Annotated in this window: 15 protein-coding genes; 13 read left to right on the forward strand and 2 right to left on the reverse strand. The window is 52.8% G+C overall.

What is annotated here, in order from left to right; all coding sequences use genetic code 11:
* Positions 1–52 precede the first annotated feature (52 nt).
* Genes BB497_12395 through BB497_12425 form a run of 7 tightly spaced genes read left to right on the forward strand, consistent with a single transcriptional unit; the run spans position 53 to position 5,811 of the window.
* Complete coding sequence (locus tag BB497_12395; protein AVI63439.1) at positions 53–748, forward strand: protein TolQ; 696 nt, start codon at positions 53–55, stop codon at positions 746–748.
* Between the two features lie 11 nt (positions 749–759).
* Positions 760–1,197: a protein TolR gene (locus BB497_12400; GenBank protein AVI63440.1), complete on the forward strand. Its 438-nt coding sequence runs from the start codon at positions 760–762 to the stop codon at positions 1,195–1,197.
* Positions 1,190–2,293 carry a protein TolA gene (locus BB497_12405; GenBank protein AVI63441.1) on the forward strand — a complete coding sequence of 368 codons (1,104 nt, stop codon included), beginning with the start codon at positions 1,190–1,192 and terminating at the stop codon, positions 2,291–2,293. The genes BB497_12400 and BB497_12405 overlap by 8 nt, the downstream gene beginning before the upstream one ends.
* Positions 2,293–3,579: a Tol-Pal system beta propeller repeat protein TolB gene (locus tag BB497_12410; GenBank protein AVI63442.1), complete on the forward strand. Its 1,287-nt coding sequence runs from the start codon at positions 2,293–2,295 to the stop codon at positions 3,577–3,579. The genes BB497_12405 and BB497_12410 overlap by 1 nt, the downstream gene beginning before the upstream one ends.
* 46 nt (positions 3,580–3,625) lie before the next feature.
* Positions 3,626–4,168, forward strand: a complete 543-nt coding sequence (locus BB497_12415; GenBank protein AVI63443.1) for a peptidoglycan-associated lipoprotein — start codon at positions 3,626–3,628, stop codon at positions 4,166–4,168.
* 52 nt (positions 4,169–4,220) lie between these two features.
* Positions 4,221–5,015, forward strand: a complete 795-nt coding sequence (locus BB497_12420) for a tol-pal system protein YbgF (protein AVI63444.1) — start codon at positions 4,221–4,223, stop codon at positions 5,013–5,015.
* A gap of 34 nt (positions 5,016–5,049) precedes the next feature.
* Positions 5,050–5,811 (forward strand): YciK family oxidoreductase, encoded by a 762-nt coding sequence (locus tag BB497_12425; GenBank protein ID AVI63445.1) that lies wholly within the window; start codon positions 5,050–5,052, stop codon positions 5,809–5,811.
* 48 nt (positions 5,812–5,859) lie between these two features.
* On the opposite strand, the gene BB497_12430 is transcribed toward BB497_12425, so the two are convergent.
* Both BB497_12430 and BB497_12435 read right to left on the reverse strand, forming a co-directional pair.
* Positions 5,860–6,552, reverse strand: a complete 693-nt coding sequence (locus BB497_12430) for a phosphoglycolate phosphatase (GenBank protein ID AVI63446.1) — start codon at positions 6,550–6,552, stop codon at positions 5,860–5,862.
* Positions 6,553–7,296, reverse strand: a complete 744-nt coding sequence (locus BB497_12435) for a bifunctional 3-demethylubiquinol 3-O-methyltransferase/2-polyprenyl-6-hydroxyphenol methylase (GenBank protein ID AVI63447.1) — start codon at positions 7,294–7,296, stop codon at positions 6,553–6,555.
* Between the two features lie 219 nt (positions 7,297–7,515).
* Here BB497_12435 and BB497_12440 point away from each other — a divergent pair, with 219 nt between their 5' ends.
* Genes BB497_12440 through BB497_12465 form a run of 6 tightly spaced genes read left to right on the forward strand, consistent with a single transcriptional unit; the run spans position 7,516 to position 16,732 of the window.
* Positions 7,516–8,814, forward strand: coding sequence for a UDP-glucose 6-dehydrogenase (locus BB497_12440; protein AVI63448.1), 1,299 nt, complete (start codon positions 7,516–7,518; stop codon positions 8,812–8,814).
* A gap of 2 nt (positions 8,815–8,816) precedes the next feature.
* Complete coding sequence (locus BB497_12445; GenBank protein ID AVI63449.1) at positions 8,817–9,650, forward strand: hypothetical protein; 834 nt, start codon at positions 8,817–8,819, stop codon at positions 9,648–9,650.
* A gap of 42 nt (positions 9,651–9,692) precedes the next feature.
* A complete protein-coding gene (locus BB497_12450; protein ID AVI63450.1) occupies positions 9,693–11,549 on the forward strand; it encodes a hypothetical protein in 1,857 nt (618 codons plus the stop codon).
* Between the two features lie 48 nt (positions 11,550–11,597).
* Positions 11,598–15,569: a hypothetical protein gene (locus BB497_12455; protein AVI64351.1), complete on the forward strand. Its 3,972-nt coding sequence runs from the start codon at positions 11,598–11,600 to the stop codon at positions 15,567–15,569.
* A 12-nt stretch (positions 15,570–15,581) separates the two neighbouring features.
* Positions 15,582–16,202: a peptide-methionine (S)-S-oxide reductase gene (locus tag BB497_12460; protein AVI63451.1), complete on the forward strand. Its 621-nt coding sequence runs from the start codon at positions 15,582–15,584 to the stop codon at positions 16,200–16,202.
* Between the two features lie 17 nt (positions 16,203–16,219).
* The gene (locus BB497_12465; GenBank protein ID AVI63452.1) at positions 16,220–16,732 is read left to right on the forward strand and encodes a cytochrome C; all 513 of its coding nucleotides are present in this window, start codon (positions 16,220–16,222) and stop codon (positions 16,730–16,732) included.
* Positions 16,733–16,804 lie beyond the last annotated feature (72 nt).

A 16,804-nucleotide genomic window follows, 5' to 3' on the forward strand; every position in this document is an offset into this window, starting at 1 on the left:
GAATATCACCACAGTCGGATAAGCCGACGCTAATTGATTGATGAGGGCAACTGTGAACGATAACACCATGTCCATTCCCCACTTGATAATGAGTGCCAGTACGGTTGTTCAACTGGTGATGCTGCTACTAGTAGTGGGGTCAATCCTCTCGTGGGTGGTGATTTTCCAGCGCAGCATTGCGCTGCGTAAAGCAAAGCAAGAGTACAACCAATTTGAAGAGTCGTTCTGGTCTGGTGTCGACCTGAACGAGCTTTACCGAGAAATTCCAGCCGACGATCCGCGCCATGGTGCTGAGCATGTCTTTCAAGCAGGGTTTCGCGAGTTCAATCGGCTAATGCCTAAAACCCGCAATGCTGACTCAGTATTGGATGGTGTTCAGCGTAGCATGCGCGTTGCATGGTCCCGTGAAGAAGACCGCTTAACCCAACATTTGGTTTTCCTGGCCACCGTCGCTTCAGCTAGCCCCTATATTGGCCTATTTGGCACCGTGTGGGGCATCATGGGTTCCTTCCAAGCGCTCTCCATGACACAGCAAGCCACCTTAGCAACGGTTGCGCCATGGATTGCAGAGGCCTTGATTGCGACAGCCATGGGGCTTTTTGCTGCTATCCCGGCGGTAATTTTTTATAACCGCCTGTCAAATGATGCGGCTCGTTTACTGGGCAAATATGAAGACTTTGCCGAAGAGTTTCACGCTATCTTGCACCGTAATCTGCAAGGCCGTGACGGCAAGCCTAACGCCAGTTAAGGGAGTCTGCCATGCAAGGTCCATTCAACCGTAGCGGCAAAAGCAAGCCGATGGGGGAAATCAACGTCGTCCCCTTTATCGACGTTATGTTGGTATTGCTGGTGATATTTATGATCACCACCCCGTTGCTCACCCAAGGGGTAGACGTAGACTTGCCGCAAGTCACTTCTGAGCCAATCGAAACCCAAGAGGATAGCGACCCGATCATCATCTCTGTTGATCGTGAGGGTAACTATTTTGTTACCTTGGGCGAAGACACATCCGTCGTCTCTCTTGATCAAATGGCTGAGCGGATTATCGCTATTTTAGAACGCCGTCCTGGCACACCGGTCATGGTGCGCGGTGACCGTAACGTTCCTTATGGCCAAATTGTTCTGCTCATGAGTACGTTACAGCGCTCTGGCGTCGCTAATGTGGGGCTGCTTTCCGAGCCACCACAAGATGGGTAAAGGTAACGCACAGATGGCTGCCGATACTCATCGAGACCCCCAAGACGTTGGCTACACGCTACCGGTCATTTTGGCTATTGCGGTGCATTTGATGGTAGTCGTATTTAGCTTGATCAGTTTGCCAACATCGACAGCAGAGCCCGACTCTTCTTCTATTGTGCAGGCGACGCTTGTCAGTACAGAAACATTCACGGATCAGGCACAGCAGATTACGGAGCAGCAGGCGGCGCTGAGCAGAGCCGCAGCAGAGGCAGAGGCAGAGGAGGCTGAGCCAGAACCGGAGCCGGAACCTTCAACGGAACCCTCCCAAGAGGCTGCTCAACAGCAAGCAGCTGAGGAGGCAGCCCAGCGCGAGGCTCGGCAAGCCGAAGAGCAGCGTGCACTAGAAGAGGCCCAAGCCCAGGCTGAAGAAGAGGCTCAGCGGCGTGCTGAAGAGGCTCAACGTTTAGCACAAGAGCAGGAAGCCGAGGCGCAAGCGCGTGAGGAGGCTCAGCGCCAACGAGAAGCAGATGAGCAGCGTGTGCGTGAAGAGGCTGAGGCACAGCGCCAACGTGAAGCTGAAGAGCAGCGCGCCCGTGAAGAGGCTGAGGCACAGCGCCAACGTGAAGCTGAAGAGCAGCGCGCTCGTGAAGAGGCTGAGGCACAACGCCAGCGCGAAGCCGAGGCTCAGCGGGCTCGCGAAGAGGAGGCCCGGCGTGAACGTGAAGCCGAAGAGCGCCGTGCGGCAGAAGCAGCCGAAGCTGCTATGCAGCGTCAATTAGCCGGTGAAGCAGAGGCCGCAGCCAATGCTCAGCAAGCTCAGCAGGCTGCTAATAGCTTCATCAACATTGTTAGGCGTGCGGTAGAGCAGGCTTGGATAATACCGCCAGGTGCAAGTAATGCGATGAGTGCTACGATTCAAGTAAGGCTTGGGCCATCAGGTGAACTGTTGGCAACTTCTATTGTTACTTCAAGTGGCGATAGCACGTTTGACAGGTCTGCGATGCAGGCCGTCGAACAAGCTGCACCTTTCGGCGAGTTACGAGAATTGCCCGCCGATCAGCAGCGTAATTTACGCCAATTTAATCTGCGATTTACCCCGGGGGATGTTCGCTGATGCAAACCTTTAGCAAAGTGTGGCTGTTTTGCGTATTGCTGTTTGTCAGCAGTGCAGTACATGCAAATCTTACGATCGAAATAACGCGTGGGAGTGATCAAGCGCTCCCCATTGGCGTGGTGCCTTTTGCTGGCGGTGACGATATGCCAGAAGACATTGCCCAAATTATTCACGATAACCTAGAACGAAGCGGGTTCTTCTCACCGCTTGAGCGTAGCGCAATGTTTGACCGCCCAAGCCAAGCCAGCGAGGTTGAATTCGGCACATGGCGTTCGCTGGATGTACGCTACCTGGTGGTTGGGCGCGCCCAGCAAACCGGTAGCGGCTACCAGCTACAGTTCGATTTAATGGATATCAGTGGTCAACGCCGCATAATTAGTGAAACGGTTACCGCCGACGCAAACGACCTACGCGGTGCAGCTCACTACATTAGCGACCAGATTTTCGAGGCAATCACCGATATCCGAGGCGCTTTCTCAACGCGCATTGCTTATGTTACGGCTCAGGGGCTTGGTGACAATATGCAGTTCGGCCTTTATGTGGCTGATGCTGATGGTCGTAATAGCAAACAAGTGCTTACCTCTGATCAGCCGATCATGTCACCTTCATGGTCGCCAGATGGCAGAAAGCTTGCCTATGTATCTTTTGAAACCGAGCGCCCTGCTATATATATCCAAGATGTAGCCACCGGGCAGCGGGTGCAAGCCACCTCATTTGAGGGCATCAACGGAGCACCTACCTGGTCGCCCGATGGCCGACGTATAGCCATGTCGCTCTCTAAAGATGGCCAGCCAGAAATTTATATTCTGGACGTTGCTAATCGCTCTGTTGAGCGTATTACCCAAAGCAGCAGCATTGATACTGAGCCTGCTTGGGCGCCCGATGGCCGCAGCCTTATCTTCACTTCTGACCGCAGTGGCGGCCCGCAGATCTATCGCCACGTATTAGGCAGCGGAGAAACAAATCGCGTTACGTTTACGGGCAATTACAACGCCCGTGCTCGTTACTCGCCAGACGGTGAACAGATATTTTTAATTCACCGCTCAAGCCGTGGTTACCAAGTCGCACGCCAGGAACTCGATGGAGGTCGCTTAGTTGTATTAAGTGAATCTACAAGAGATGAATCTCCTAGTGTTGCTCCGAACGGGACCATGGTAATCTTCGCTACCCAACAGGGTAACAATGGGGTGCTGAGTGCTGTATCGGCCGATGGTCGCTCGTCATTTAGATTACCCGCAGCACAAGGTGATGTCCGCGATCCCGCGTGGTCACCTTTCTTAAATTGATCTTGAACCGCATTTGTTTTCTGTTTTTCAGGCAAGGAGTCTGATTATGCAACTTAAACCGTTGGCTCGCTCATTGGCAGTAGCGTTATCTATCGTAGTTATCGCTGGCTGTTCCAGCACCGGCGGGACTCAAGATGGTGACTCATACGGCAGCCAAGATGGCAGCAGCATGGGCTCTACCACGGGTGTTGGCACTAGTGGCCAATACGGCTCCACGTCAGGCTCTGGTGCAGGTGCCGGTCAGCAAGCTGACTCGCGTATCCCTGAGGTACGCACCATTTACTTCGACTTCGACCGCGATACCATCAAGGGCGAATACGAGTCAGTGGTAATGGCGCATGCTCGCTACCTGCGCGCTAATCCAAATGCACAAGTTGTACTACACGGCCATACTGATGAGCGTGGCACGCGTGAATACAACATGGCACTGGGTGAGCGTCGCGCAGGAGCCGTTCAGCGCTTCCTGAATATTCAAGGTGTATCACCTTCACAAATGAGCGTGGTTAGCTATGGTGAAGAGCGCCCAGCTGCAAGCGGACAAACTGAAAGCGCGTACTCACAGAATCGCCGCGTTGTGTTCAATTATTGATGGCGTTGGCGTGCTAAAGACACGCCAATAGCGTACTACCTACGGAGTCATCATGAATCACAGTCTCAAACGCTATTTTGAGAGGCTGTGCGGTGCGGGAGCCTTAGTGCTCCCGCTGTCCGTATTGCCCCTGATCGCTGTTGCTCAGCAGCCGCTTGTTCAAGATCTCTCCTCGGGCTCTTCCAGCGGTTTTTATCATCAGACCCAACGCCAAGAAGCCTCAGGCGGAAACTTGGTGCTTTTTAACCAAGTTCAAGAGCACCAGCAGGAAATTCAACAGCTGCGTGGCCAAATTGAAGAACTGCGCCATCAGCTGGAACAGTTACGTCGCCAATCTCAGCAGCAGTATTTAGATATTGAAGACCGCTTAATGAGTAGTGGCCCCAGTCAAATTGAGCAATCTACTCCGCAGGTCGAGCCTGAAGCAGCGGAGCAGGTGGTTAACGCGCCTTCGGCACGCAACGTCAGTGAAGATGTCCAGGCGGACTACCAAGCGGCATTTGCTCATGTGCAAGCAAGACGCTTTAGCGACGCCATTGCTGCTTTTGAAGCATTTGTGGCTGACCATCCCGACAGTAGCCTGACCGCCAATGGCCACTATTGGCTGGGTGAGCTTTATGCCGCTGAAGGCGAACTAAGTTCAGCGGATGAAGCCTTTAGCCGTGTAATAGAGCAGTACAGCAGTAGCAGCAAAGTACCCGATGCACTTTACAAACTGGGGCTTGTAAAAGCACGCCAGGGCGAGGCTGAACGCAGCAGAGAACTGCTTGAGCAAGTGCGCGATGACTATCCGCAAAGTAGTGCTGCCGGTCTCGCGAATGATTTTCTCCGTCAGTCTGCTGGATAACCCTGTTTAATTTTTTTCGCTTCAAGGAAACCTCATGAGCTGCAAAATCGACTATCAACCAACGGCCAACCTGTTAGAAAATCGCGTCGTGTTGGTAACCGGTGCGGGTGACGGTATTGGCCGCGCTGCGGCGCTAAGCTATGCCCGCCATGGGGCAACGGTTGTGCTATTAGGGCGTACCATCGCAAAACTTGAAAGCGTTTACGATGAAATTGAAGCTGCAGGAGGGCCACAACCAGCCATTTTTCCGCTGAACTTTGAGGGCGCGACGCTCAAAGACTTCCATGACATGGCTGAAACGCTGGATAAGGAGTTTGGACGCTTAGATGGGCTGCTTCACAACGCCGGGTTGCTGGGAAGGATTACGCCCTTTGAGCAGTATAATCCCGAGCTGTGGGAGCAGGTGATGCAGGTAAATATCAATGGGCCTATTTGGATGACGCAAGCCCTATTACCATTGCTGCAACAATCCAAAGATGCATCGGTTATCTTCACTTCATCAAGCGTAGGTCGTAAAGGGCGTGCTTATTGGGGAGCGTATTCGGTTTCTAAGTTCGCCACTGAGGGATTTGCTGAAGTGTTGGCCGATGAGCTGGAAAATCAGGCAAATGTACGCGTTAATACCCTTAATCCGGGTGCAACGCGCACTCAAATGCGCCGCTCCGCGTTTCCGGGTGAAGATGCCACGACGCTGCGTACACCAGAAGAAATCATGCCAACTTACCTTTGGTTAATGGGCCCAGATAGCACCGGCGTTAGTGGCCAAAAACTAGATGCCCAACCGCCTCGCGTTTAACAACATCAGAGGCGGGGTTAGCAAGGTGCTCTAAACGTTATTGCTTACTTATTGATTAGCAGTGTGATGAAACGCGTTTAGAGCATCAACCAAATCTTCACACGTTTCAAACCAGATATCAGCGGGCCACTGTTGATAGTTATCCTCCTCACTAATGTAGCCATAGCCAACCGCGACGGCCGTCATTCCCGCCGCTTTAGCTGCGTCTATATCACGCACGTGGTCACCGACATACCAGCACGCTTGTGGGGCTACGCCAAGACGGTGCGCTGCTTCCCAAAGTGGTTCAGGGGCGGGCTTCTTCACGCTAAGGTCATCAGCGCAGAGTAGTGCGCCTGGCTTTAATGCTAGAGCATCAAGTAAGGGCAGGGTATAGCGTCTAGGTTTATTAGTAACAATTCCCCATAAACGCGCTTGTGCGTGCCAGCGGGTTAGCCACTGATCCAGCGGTTTGAAGACCTGACTATGCACCGCCACGGCTTGTTCGTAGGCATCCAGTAGATACTCTCGCGCTGTATCGTGCGCCTGGCTACCACTTTCAAGACCAATCGCCAGTGTCACCAGCGCACTCCCGCCATTGGATACCTGCCCACGAATTTGTTCATATGCCAGCGGCGCTAGCCCATGGTGCTGCCTTAAGGCATTCGTTGCTTGTGCTAAATCTGGCGCCGTATCCACTAACGTGCCATCCAAATCGAACAGCACGGCCTCAGGCACTGCAGTTGGAAGTGTCGATGGCATTTATTGGCTCACTTTGCGGCAATACATCATGTAGTTAACTGATACATCATTGGCTACTAGTCGATAACGCCGGGTTAATGGGTTGTAGGTAAGCCCTGTTTGTTCCCGTACCTCAAGCCCTGATATCCGTGACCAAGCGGCCATTTCAGAGGGGCGAATAAATTTTGCGTAATCATGGGTACCGCGAGGTAATAATCTCAGCAGATACTCAGCGCCCAGAATCGCAAAGGCATAAGATTTAGGGGTACGGTTTAAGGTGGAGAAGAATACGTACCCCCCAGGGCGTACTAATTGGCTACAAGCACGAATGACAGAAGCGGGGTCTGGAACGTGTTCTAGCATTTCCATGCAGGTAATGATGTCAAATTGGCCTGGCTGTTCATCAGCTAAGGCTTCAACGCTAATGTTGCGGTAGTCAATTTCCACGCCGCTTGCCTCAGCATGTAAACGTGCGACGCCTAACGGGGCTTCACCTAGATCGATTCCGGTAACCTTGGCGCCACGATGCGCCATTGACTCGCTTAATATGCCGCCGCCGCAGCCGACATCGAGCACACGTTTTCCAGCCAGGCCAGAACGGGCATCAATAAAATCAAGTCGTAAGGGATTAATGTCGTGCAGAGGCTTGAATTCGCTCTGCGGATCCCACCAACGGCTCGCGAGCGCTTCAAATTTAGCAACTTCCGCTGCATCGACGTTGCCTTGATAGCGATGAGCAGTGCTATCCTGAGGTGACGCTTGCATATTTTGCACTCCTTAGCCTAAAGGGGATTTGTCTGTCAGCATATGCCAGGATGCTATCGCCTTCGCTTGTTGGCATATCAAGTAGCAAGGTGGCATCCGGCCATTCGTTCAGTATTATGTCATTCTAACCACTCCGGGGGCGGAACGCATGAAAAGGAACTTTGCATGATCCATAACAGCCTATTTTCCCGAATATTATCCTGTCGGGGAGCGTGAGCGATGCGTGTATTACTCCATGGTAGTGAACTAAGTGCTGCAACAGCCGCCGCCGCGTTAGCCTGGGTTGGCCATCACGTCGACTGGCTGCTGCATGAAGAGGCTCAGTGGGCCGCGCTTTCAAAAGAAGACTGGTTGCGTCGCGAACCCGAGCTTATGACACATATTGAGCAAGCTTTCTCCAGCGGCACGCTGCGAATTATCGAAACGCTTGAACAAGCCAACACTCCCGATGTGATATGGCTTGCGTTATCGCCTGGGCAGCGTCAATCAGCTAATACGTTACTTCAGCACCCCATGTTTGAGTCGCATAGTGGCGCTGTATTAATTAATAACTCGACCTTCCCGGTCGGTGAAACCGAGCGACTCCATGCCGTCATGGGCGCTCAGCACAGCAGCGTTGCGCTGCCTGACACCCTTGAAGAGGGCCGAGCTTGGGCATCATTTACCCGCCCAGTACGATGGCTGTTGGGCTGTGATGACGCCATGGGGGAACAAGTAGCCCGGGAGTTACTGCGTGCTTTTAATCGACGCAGCGAAGTATTTCAGAGGATGCCTTGCCGGGCAGCCGAACTAACCAAGCTTGCTATTAATGGCATGTTAGCGACACGCATAAGCTATATGAATGAAATTGCGGGCCTAGCAGATACGCTTGGCGTTGATGTGGAGCACGTTCGTCAAGGAATGGGCGCAGATACCCGCATCGGGTTTGAGTATTTGTACCCAGGCTGTGGTTTCGGTGGGCCTAATTTCTCCCGTGATTTGATGCGCCTAGCAGATGTTCAGTCGGCAAGTGGTAGATATTCAGCGCTGCTTGAGCAGGTAATGGATATTAACGAACAGAAAAAAGAGACGCTGTTCAGAAAACTATGGACTGCCTTTGAAGGCAATTTGGCGGGTAAAACGATCGCCATTTGGGGAGCTGCTTTTAAACCTGGTACTGCGCGTATTGATCATGCACCGGTACTAACTCTGCTTGAAGCTCTTTGGGCACAGGGTGTTAAGGTAAGGCTGCATGACCCCGCGGCTATCCCGGCTTTGTATGCGGCAGTGGGCGAACGTGACGATTTAACCACCTTCGAAGGGGATCCTTATGAAGCCTGTGAGAGCGCTGATGCACTGATGCTCGTCACAGAGTGGAAATCCTATTGGAACCCTGACTGGCATCGTTTAGCCTCATTACTAAGCGCTAAGTTAGTGCTCGATGGGCGTAATATCTACGACCCAGCCTTCGTAGCAAGCTGTGGCTTACGCTATAGAGGGATCGGGCGACGTGCCGACCCGACCACTTTTGAGGAATAACCATGCCTAATAGCTCTTCGTCCCAGCGCATTGTTCCCGATGTGGATCAAAGTTTGACCGCGCGACACTTGCGTCACCGCAGGGGGCCAAGGCTATGGCCATTGTGGCTGGTTATGATAGTGATCATTATTGCGTTGGGTGCAGCTGCCGTCAGCCTTTGGTACGAGCGTGAGCGCTTGTTAAGTGAGTTTAACCGCGTAAGCGGTGAAGTCTCTAACCTTCACGCTAGGCTAGACTCGGGTGACACGGACACCCAGGATACGATAACCTTTGTACAAGCACAGGTGGCAACGCTGTTCCAAGAACAGGAGCAGCTAGCAATGGTAGTGACTAATACGCGTGAAGAGCTCTATGGCTTGTTAACGGCTAATGAAGAACTTGTTTCAAACGATGCAGTGAGTTCGCTTTCGCAGTCACTTGAACAGTTTCGGGAACAGGCAAGCCTTCGTGATGGACAGCTAGCAGCTATTCGTGCGTCCCTAGATGCGCTGGAGCAGTCGGGCACTTCAGGTCGGCAAAACTTACTTGAAGAGGTCTCTCATCTGGAAGAGAACACAGCACAGCGCTTAGCAGCACTTGAGCGCCAGCTGGCGAGCGAAAGCGATGAACTAGAAGCTGAGTTTGCTCGCTGGCGTGAAGCAACTGATCAGCAGTTAAGTACGCTTTCCTCAACCATTGAGAATTTAAGCACTGCGGAGTCGCCGGCAGCGACCCAGGCATCTCTGGAAGAACTAGAGCAGCAGTGGTCACAGCGGATAATTACTTTAGAAAGCGACATTCGGCAAGTACGCCAAGCACAGCTTGCTTTTAGTGCGCAGATGGAAATGCTCCGGTAGAAAATGCCTACCGAATTGCTGATTTAGTTAGGGATGAAAGGTATGGGAAAACAACGGCGATGGCCTGTGGCCAAAAAGGCAGCTTGCTTAGTGATACTGCCACTCTTCACGTTGAGTCCCACCACATGGGCACTAAACGCAGCGATCAGTGGGGTGAGTAGCCCAGTTGAGAACAATATTGATGCTTATTTACAAAGTATTGATGAAGAACAGTACACCGATGTGCGCCTAAGCGGTGAAATTAGGCAGCGTACCCTTGAAGCCATGCGCGTTTTTGGTTACTACGAACCTGATATTACCGTTGAGCTGAACCAAACACCGATCTCGGTGCGTATTGAGCCCGGGCCCCAGGTAAAAATTGAAGTGCTTTCGATTAACGTTGAAGGCGATGCGCAGAACGACCCACCTTTTCAGGCCGCCCTAGATAATTTTCCATTGCGGGAAGGTGATGCCTTACGACATGCGCCATGGGATAGGCTGCGTAATCAGTTTTCGGGCCTAGCCATTGAGCGAGGCTATTTTGATTGGTCGTTTGCTGATCGCAGAATGGAAGTCAGACCTTACCTTGAAAGCGCTCGTCTCTACATGGATTTTAATAGCGGGCCTCGTTATCAATTTGGTGAGACGTCTATTGCCGGTAGTCACATCGAGCCTGAGCGTCTGCGTCAAATGCAGACATTTGAAACCGGCGCTCCTTACTTGGCTGAATCCCTAGCCCGCTATAACCAGCGTCTAGCGGAGACAGGGTGGTTTAGTTCCGTCAGCGTACGTCCCCGGCTAGAAACCGCTCAAGAGCTTACTATCGCGCCCTTTTCTGGCGGTGCTTCTTGGTGGAACGAAGCGACTGCGTCTCAGCCCCAGCGGCCTCGCCTCTCCAGTGCGGCATTAGCCAGCGCCTTGAGCCTCAACCGTCGCGATGAAGACGATACGCGCCTGCCCATTGATGTGAGCGTTGAACCCGCTGATCGCCATCAGTTTGAGGTCGGTATCGGCTTCGCGACGGATGTAGGGCCTCGGTTGCGCTTTGGCTGGCAACAGCCCTGGATTAATCGCTTCGGCCATAGCCTCAATCATGACCTCTATATTTCCGCACCTGAGCAGCGCTTCACGGGTGTCTACAATATCCCTCTGGAAGACCCCATACGCGATAACTATCGCCTTCAATACGGTGTGCGTAACCGAGACGATGGGGATACCCAATCGCTCGAGGGTACGGTTGAAGTAGCGCGACGCTGGGAGTTTGAAAATCGTTGGGTACAAACGCTGTACTTTCGTACCACGTATGAAGACTTCACCCAGGGCGGCATTTCAGATGATGTTTGGTTGTTTTACCCTGGCATCCAGTGGTCTCGAACACGGACTCAGCCCCAACGATTTCCGCTATGGGGCGACCGTCAGCAGCTTTCCATCGAATATTCTGATACCACATGGGGGTCCAGCGCTCACTTTGCCCGGCTGACGGGAGATACAGAGTGGATTCGCACCATTGGAAATGACAACCGATTCTCAGCACGCTTGAGTATCGGTGCTATAGAAACCGATGACTTTGATAAGCTGCCTCCCTCACTACGCTTCTTTGCTGGTGGTGACCGTAGCGTTCGGGGTTACTCTTTTGAGAGTTTATCGCCCAAAAACGAAGAAGGCCGTTTGCGTGGCGGGCAACAATTACTTACGTCAACGCTTGAGTATCAGCGGCGAGTGACAGGAGAGTGGTGGGGAGCAACCTTTGTGGACAGTGGTGACGCCTTCGATAACTGGGGGCCAGAAGATCTCAAAACCGGTGCTGGTGTAGGGGTGCGTTGGATATCACCCGTGGGCCCCATTCGCTTTGATGTCGCTCATCCCTTTGACAATGATGACGACTGGCGTGTGCACTTTTCCATTGGACCGGAATTCTAGGAGAGTATTTTGGCTAAGGTTGAAACACGGGGCCCTGCAAAGCGTCAGTTGCTCTCGCCTAAACGTCGCTTATGGTTAGCGGCGTGGAGCTTTATTCGCTTATTTATCGTTGTGCCCCTTTGGTTATTGGGTCTCGTAGCGCTGCTGCTGGGGGTTGCACTCTCACCTTGGGGCACCGGGCAGCTGTTTTCACAAGGCGAGCAACACGGTTATTTCACCTTTGAACAACAAGAAGGAGCGCTGCTGGATCGATTCACGCTCCAGGGCTTCCAGCTTGCTATCGGTGATACACGCATCCAAATTGATGACTTCGAGCTAGCCTGGGCGGATGACTGTGTCCTTTCGGGACGCTTGTGCTTAGAGACGCTGCGCCTTAAAGGGGCCGATATCCAGCTAAGCAGTGGCGCAGATACTTCGGACGAGGCTGATGATTACTCCTCCGGGCAAGCTCGCATTCAATTGCCATTTCCTATTGAACTGCGTTCCATTGAGATCAGTGACGTTCAAATTCAACTTGAGGATGGCACCCGGCTTAACTGGGATACATTTACCACTTCTGCCGTGGCGGAAGGAAATCAGCTGGCTATTGCACCTACAGCGCTGATACGGCCAACGCTTTATCTGCCTCCATCGCCTGGCGTGCAGCTTACCCAGGGCATCGAAACACCTCTGATGGCTGAAGGTATCGATGGCGCTATCGTTGCTGCACGCCCTATAGGCAATGGCACTTCCGCCGTGGCCCAAACTGCCCCATTGGTATCCGATGAGCGACTAACGCTGCCGGAAATTACTCTGCCCATAGACCTCCATCTTGAAGCCCTAACGGTGACTGATTTCAACTTGGAAGGCGCAGTTGACTACCATGTTGAGCGCCTACTATTAGAAGCTGAAACACAAAATAACCAGATAACGATCAATACCCTTGATGTTTTAACTCCCGACGCTCACGCATCGCTTACAGCTTCGGTCTCTTTAGAAGGGGATTATCCATTGGGGGCACGCTTAACAGCAGAGCTTTTCTTACCAGAGCTGTTCCCAGAGCTTGAGGGAGAAAAAATCGTGCTTGAGCTATCTGGGGATCTTGCTGAGCTTTATGCCGACTTAGCGGTAAGCGGAAAAGTGAATGTAAACCTAGGTGGCCAAGTAGACGTGCTGTCACCGACGGTACCTTTTGAGGCTCGCCTGCGCAGTGAAAATTTACAATGGCCGCTCACTGAAACCGAAGGGGAAGAGCAAGAGGTTTACTCAATCGACGCATTGGATCTTGCGATTACGGGTAGTTTAGAGGCTTATCAACTTTCACTGGCTTTTACCGCCGAAGGGCCTCAGGTGCCTTCCACAAAGGTAAGTATTTCTGGGGACGGAAACCTTACTTCCTTCCGCTGGGAGCCATTAACGCTGCGCATCGATGAGAGCTTACTACGTAGCGAAGGACAAATTAACTGGGCAACACCGCTCCAGATTGATTCACGGATCCGCTTAGAACAGTTTGATCCTTCTCATTTTGTTGATCAGCTGAATGGCAATTTGACGGGGGATATAGCCCTCAACGTTCGCCAGATAGACGACTTATGGGAAGTGAATATTCCTGAGCTGGCCATCGAAGGGGAGCTACAGGAGTACCCGCTGACATTGCAGGCAGCCTTAGAGGCGAATAGTAATCTTGAAGTTGATATTCAAGAGCTACTGTTTACTCAAGGAGAAAACCGCCTGACCGCCCAAGGTCAAGTCAGCCAAGAAGCGATGTCTTTAGACGCTGAAATCGCCCTGCGCCAGCTGCAAACCCTGCATCCAGACTTGGCAGGCACATTAACGGGGCGCGTGCAGGCAAGCGGCAGTTTTTCTCAGCCAGCGCTTATGGCGCGCCTGACTGGGGAAAGGCTACGCTTTGCCGAAAATCGGATAGAGCAGCTGTCACTTGCCGCAGACGTGACGGGGATTGACGATCCAAGCCTTGACGTCGATTTAGATTTACAACAGGTCAACGCGGGAGGGCAGTCGCTTTCTAGTGTAGCGCTGGCGTTAAGTGGTCGCCTTTCCGAGCATACGCTTACGATTAATGCGCAGGGAGAACCCAGCAGCCCACTTAGCCGAGCGCTGCTTGCCATTAATGGCCAATTTGACCAGCAAGCCCAGCAATATCAAGGGCGTTTAATACCGCTGGAAATCGATTCCGAGGCAGGTGATATTCGACTGGAAGCGCCGTTAGACGCGAGCTACAACCTAGCCAGTGGGCAGATACGGCTATCCCCTTTCTGCTTACGGCGAGAGCAAGGTGGGCTAGTGTGTTCCGAAGAAGCCATCGATGGGTCAGCTGAACAAGGACGCGCTGTACTTACTGTGCGCGAAGTGCCCATGGAAATGTTGGAGCCCTTCTTGCCCGAAGAGTGGAGTTTTGAGGGCGATACCACCGCTGATATGGTGGCCTCTTGGCGCCAAGGGGGAGCCCAATGGCAAGCTGATGTACAGCTGCTCAGTGAATTAGCAATTACTGCCGTTAATGATTATGGGCAACCTGTCCAACTGCCGGTCATCAACATAGATGCTCAGATAGACGCTAACCAAGCGAGAGCAGATGCCGATATAGCGCTGTCACTCTCAGAAGCGGGTGAGCTTTCTCTGAACCTATCGGTCAATGACCCTATGGGGCAGGGGGCGCTAAGAGGCGAGCTGCGTGCAAACAACGTCTCACTTGAGCCCTATCGCCCTATGGTGGCGGGAATGGACCGCTTAGAGGGCAACCTTAACGGGAGCGTACAAATAGGTGGCACCACCCGCCAACCAGATTTACAGGGGGAACTTGCCTTACGCAGCATTCGTGTTCATGGGCCAGATATCCCTATTGATATCCAAGATGGCGCCTTGGCAGTTACCTTTGACGGCGAACAGGGAGACATTGATGGCTTCTTAGCCGCCAAGCGCGGCCGACTCAATATCACAGGCGACGCGTACTGGCCCTCTGGTGACAATTGGCGCATTGGAGTTGATCTCAGCGCCACTCAAGAGCCATTGCTCGTGGAGCTACCTCAATTTGGGCGCCTGGAGGCGGCGCCGGATATCCGAATCAGGGTGACCCCAGAACTGTTACAAGTGCGAGGCAATGTCGATATACCCTGGGCACGTTTGAAGATAGGCGACCGAGCCCCCTCAGCGATTTCGCCAAGCGCCGATGAAGTCATCATTACCGAGCGCGATGACCGTGAAGCCGAACGCTTAGCTCAGGAGCGTGCAAGCAGTGATGGCCCCAGTGCCGCCGACGAGTTAGCTCAAACCGGCATGGCGCTAGATGTCCTAATTACGCTCACCCTTGGCCGCGACATGCTGTTTTCGGCCTATGGGCTTGAATCAGGGCTAGGCGGCACGCTGGAAATTCGCCAGGATAGCGGCGCGTTACAGTTATTTGGTGAGGTGAACTTGGTGGATGGACGTTTCCAGGCATTTGGGCAAGATCTGCTAATACGCCGTGGCCAGTTACTATTTAGTGGCCCTCCTGGCCTGCCGGTGTTGGACTTTGAGGCTGTCCGCAATCCTGATGTCACAGAAGACGAGGTTATTGCTGGCCTGCGTGTGACGGGAAATGCCGAAGAACCCAACGTATCAATTTTCTCCGAACCAGCAATGGATGAAACGCGCGCACTCTCTTATCTATTACGTGGACGTGCTCCCGACGCCTCCGGCGGCGGAATAGATAGCGCCTTAACGACGGCACTAATTGGTATGTCGCTTGGTCGTACAGGGGGAGCGGTTGGTTCTATTGGCGAAGCCTTTGGCATTGATGACTTAACGCTAGACACCACGGGTGCTGGCGACGAAAGCCAAGTGGCGGTAAGCGGGCAGCTAACCGACGATATTCGTATTAGCTATGGCGTCGGTATTTTCTCGCCTATTGCCGAGTTAACACTTCGCTATACGCTCTGGCGTAATTTATATGTGCAGGCGGTATCCGGGGCTAATCAAGCGGTGGACTTAATCTATACCTTCACCCGTTCTGGCGATCCCTACATTTACCCACGGGAATGAGAAGAGGGCATTATGGCGCTATTTTCTGACACAACATCGGCACTGCCTGGTCGCGACACGGCGATCGAAACCAGCCAAGTGCACACGATAAACGGCCACTCCCTTCATCCTCCTTTTCCGGAAGGTTATGAAGAAATCGTTCTCGGCATGGGGTGTTTTTGGGGGGTAGAGCGTTTATTTTGGCAGCAACCAGGGGTTTATGTGACGGCGGTGGGTTACGCGGGTGGCACGACCCCTAACCCCACGTATCAAGAAACCTGCACGGGCCGAACAGGGCATACTGAAGTTGTCCGGGTCATCTACGACCCAAAACAAGCGGCACTCGAAACCCTGCTGCAAATTTTCTGGGAGCAGCACGACCCCACTCAAGGTAACCGCCAGGGTAACGATGTGGGTAGCCAATACCGTTCGGCAATTTTCACCACCACCGATACGCAACTCAAGGCGGCTCAAGACAGCGCTGCTGCTTATCAGCAGGCACTTAATCGTTCCGGCAAAGGAGCAATTACCACTGAAATAAAGCCACTGGATACGTTTTATTACGCGGAGGCTTATCATCAGCAGTATTTGGATAAGAATCCAGGCGGTTATTGTGGTTTAAAAGGCACGGGTGTTACTTGCCCCATTGGATAAGTAGGAGCCAATCAATAATGCAATGTTTAGCCCGTTACGCGCTTCTCAGCGGCATAGCCACGGTGAGTATAATGTACTCTGCCGTGGCGCTCTCAGCCGACGAAGAAACTGCAACGCATTTGCCGCACACCGTGGAGGACTCTCCGTTTGCTAGCGAACGTGAAGCCGTTGCGTGGCGGCAGGATGAGCTCAAAGATTTAGAGCGCCTACTGCGCCAGCTCCGGTTCGATCTGGTTAATAATCAGGATGCACGCGGTGCAGCTCCTCGATTAGCTGAGCTGCAGGAGCGTGCAACCCAAGACTATTTTCTGCCTGCCTTTATCAAGGGAACCCATGGGCGCGGCTCTGATGCGCGCCCGGCTATATGGGAGGAGTGGGACGAATTTGCTGCCGGTTTTCAAGATCTAGAGCAAAAGGTGGCCGTGTTAGTAGAAGCCGCCGAGCAGGAAGATTATCGTGCAGCAACGCGAGCTTTTTCAGATGTGAGCCTGAGCTGTCGTAGCTGCCACCGCGCTTACCGTCACAATTAGCCGATGGTTTCATTTCTTAGTCAACCGGCTACTGAGTTTTTCAAAGACTGGTTTTCAAAGACGAGCCTTCAA

The organism is Halomonas sp. GFAJ-1, from assembly GCA_002966495.1.
Classification (GTDB): domain Bacteria; phylum Pseudomonadota; class Gammaproteobacteria; order Pseudomonadales; family Halomonadaceae; genus Vreelandella.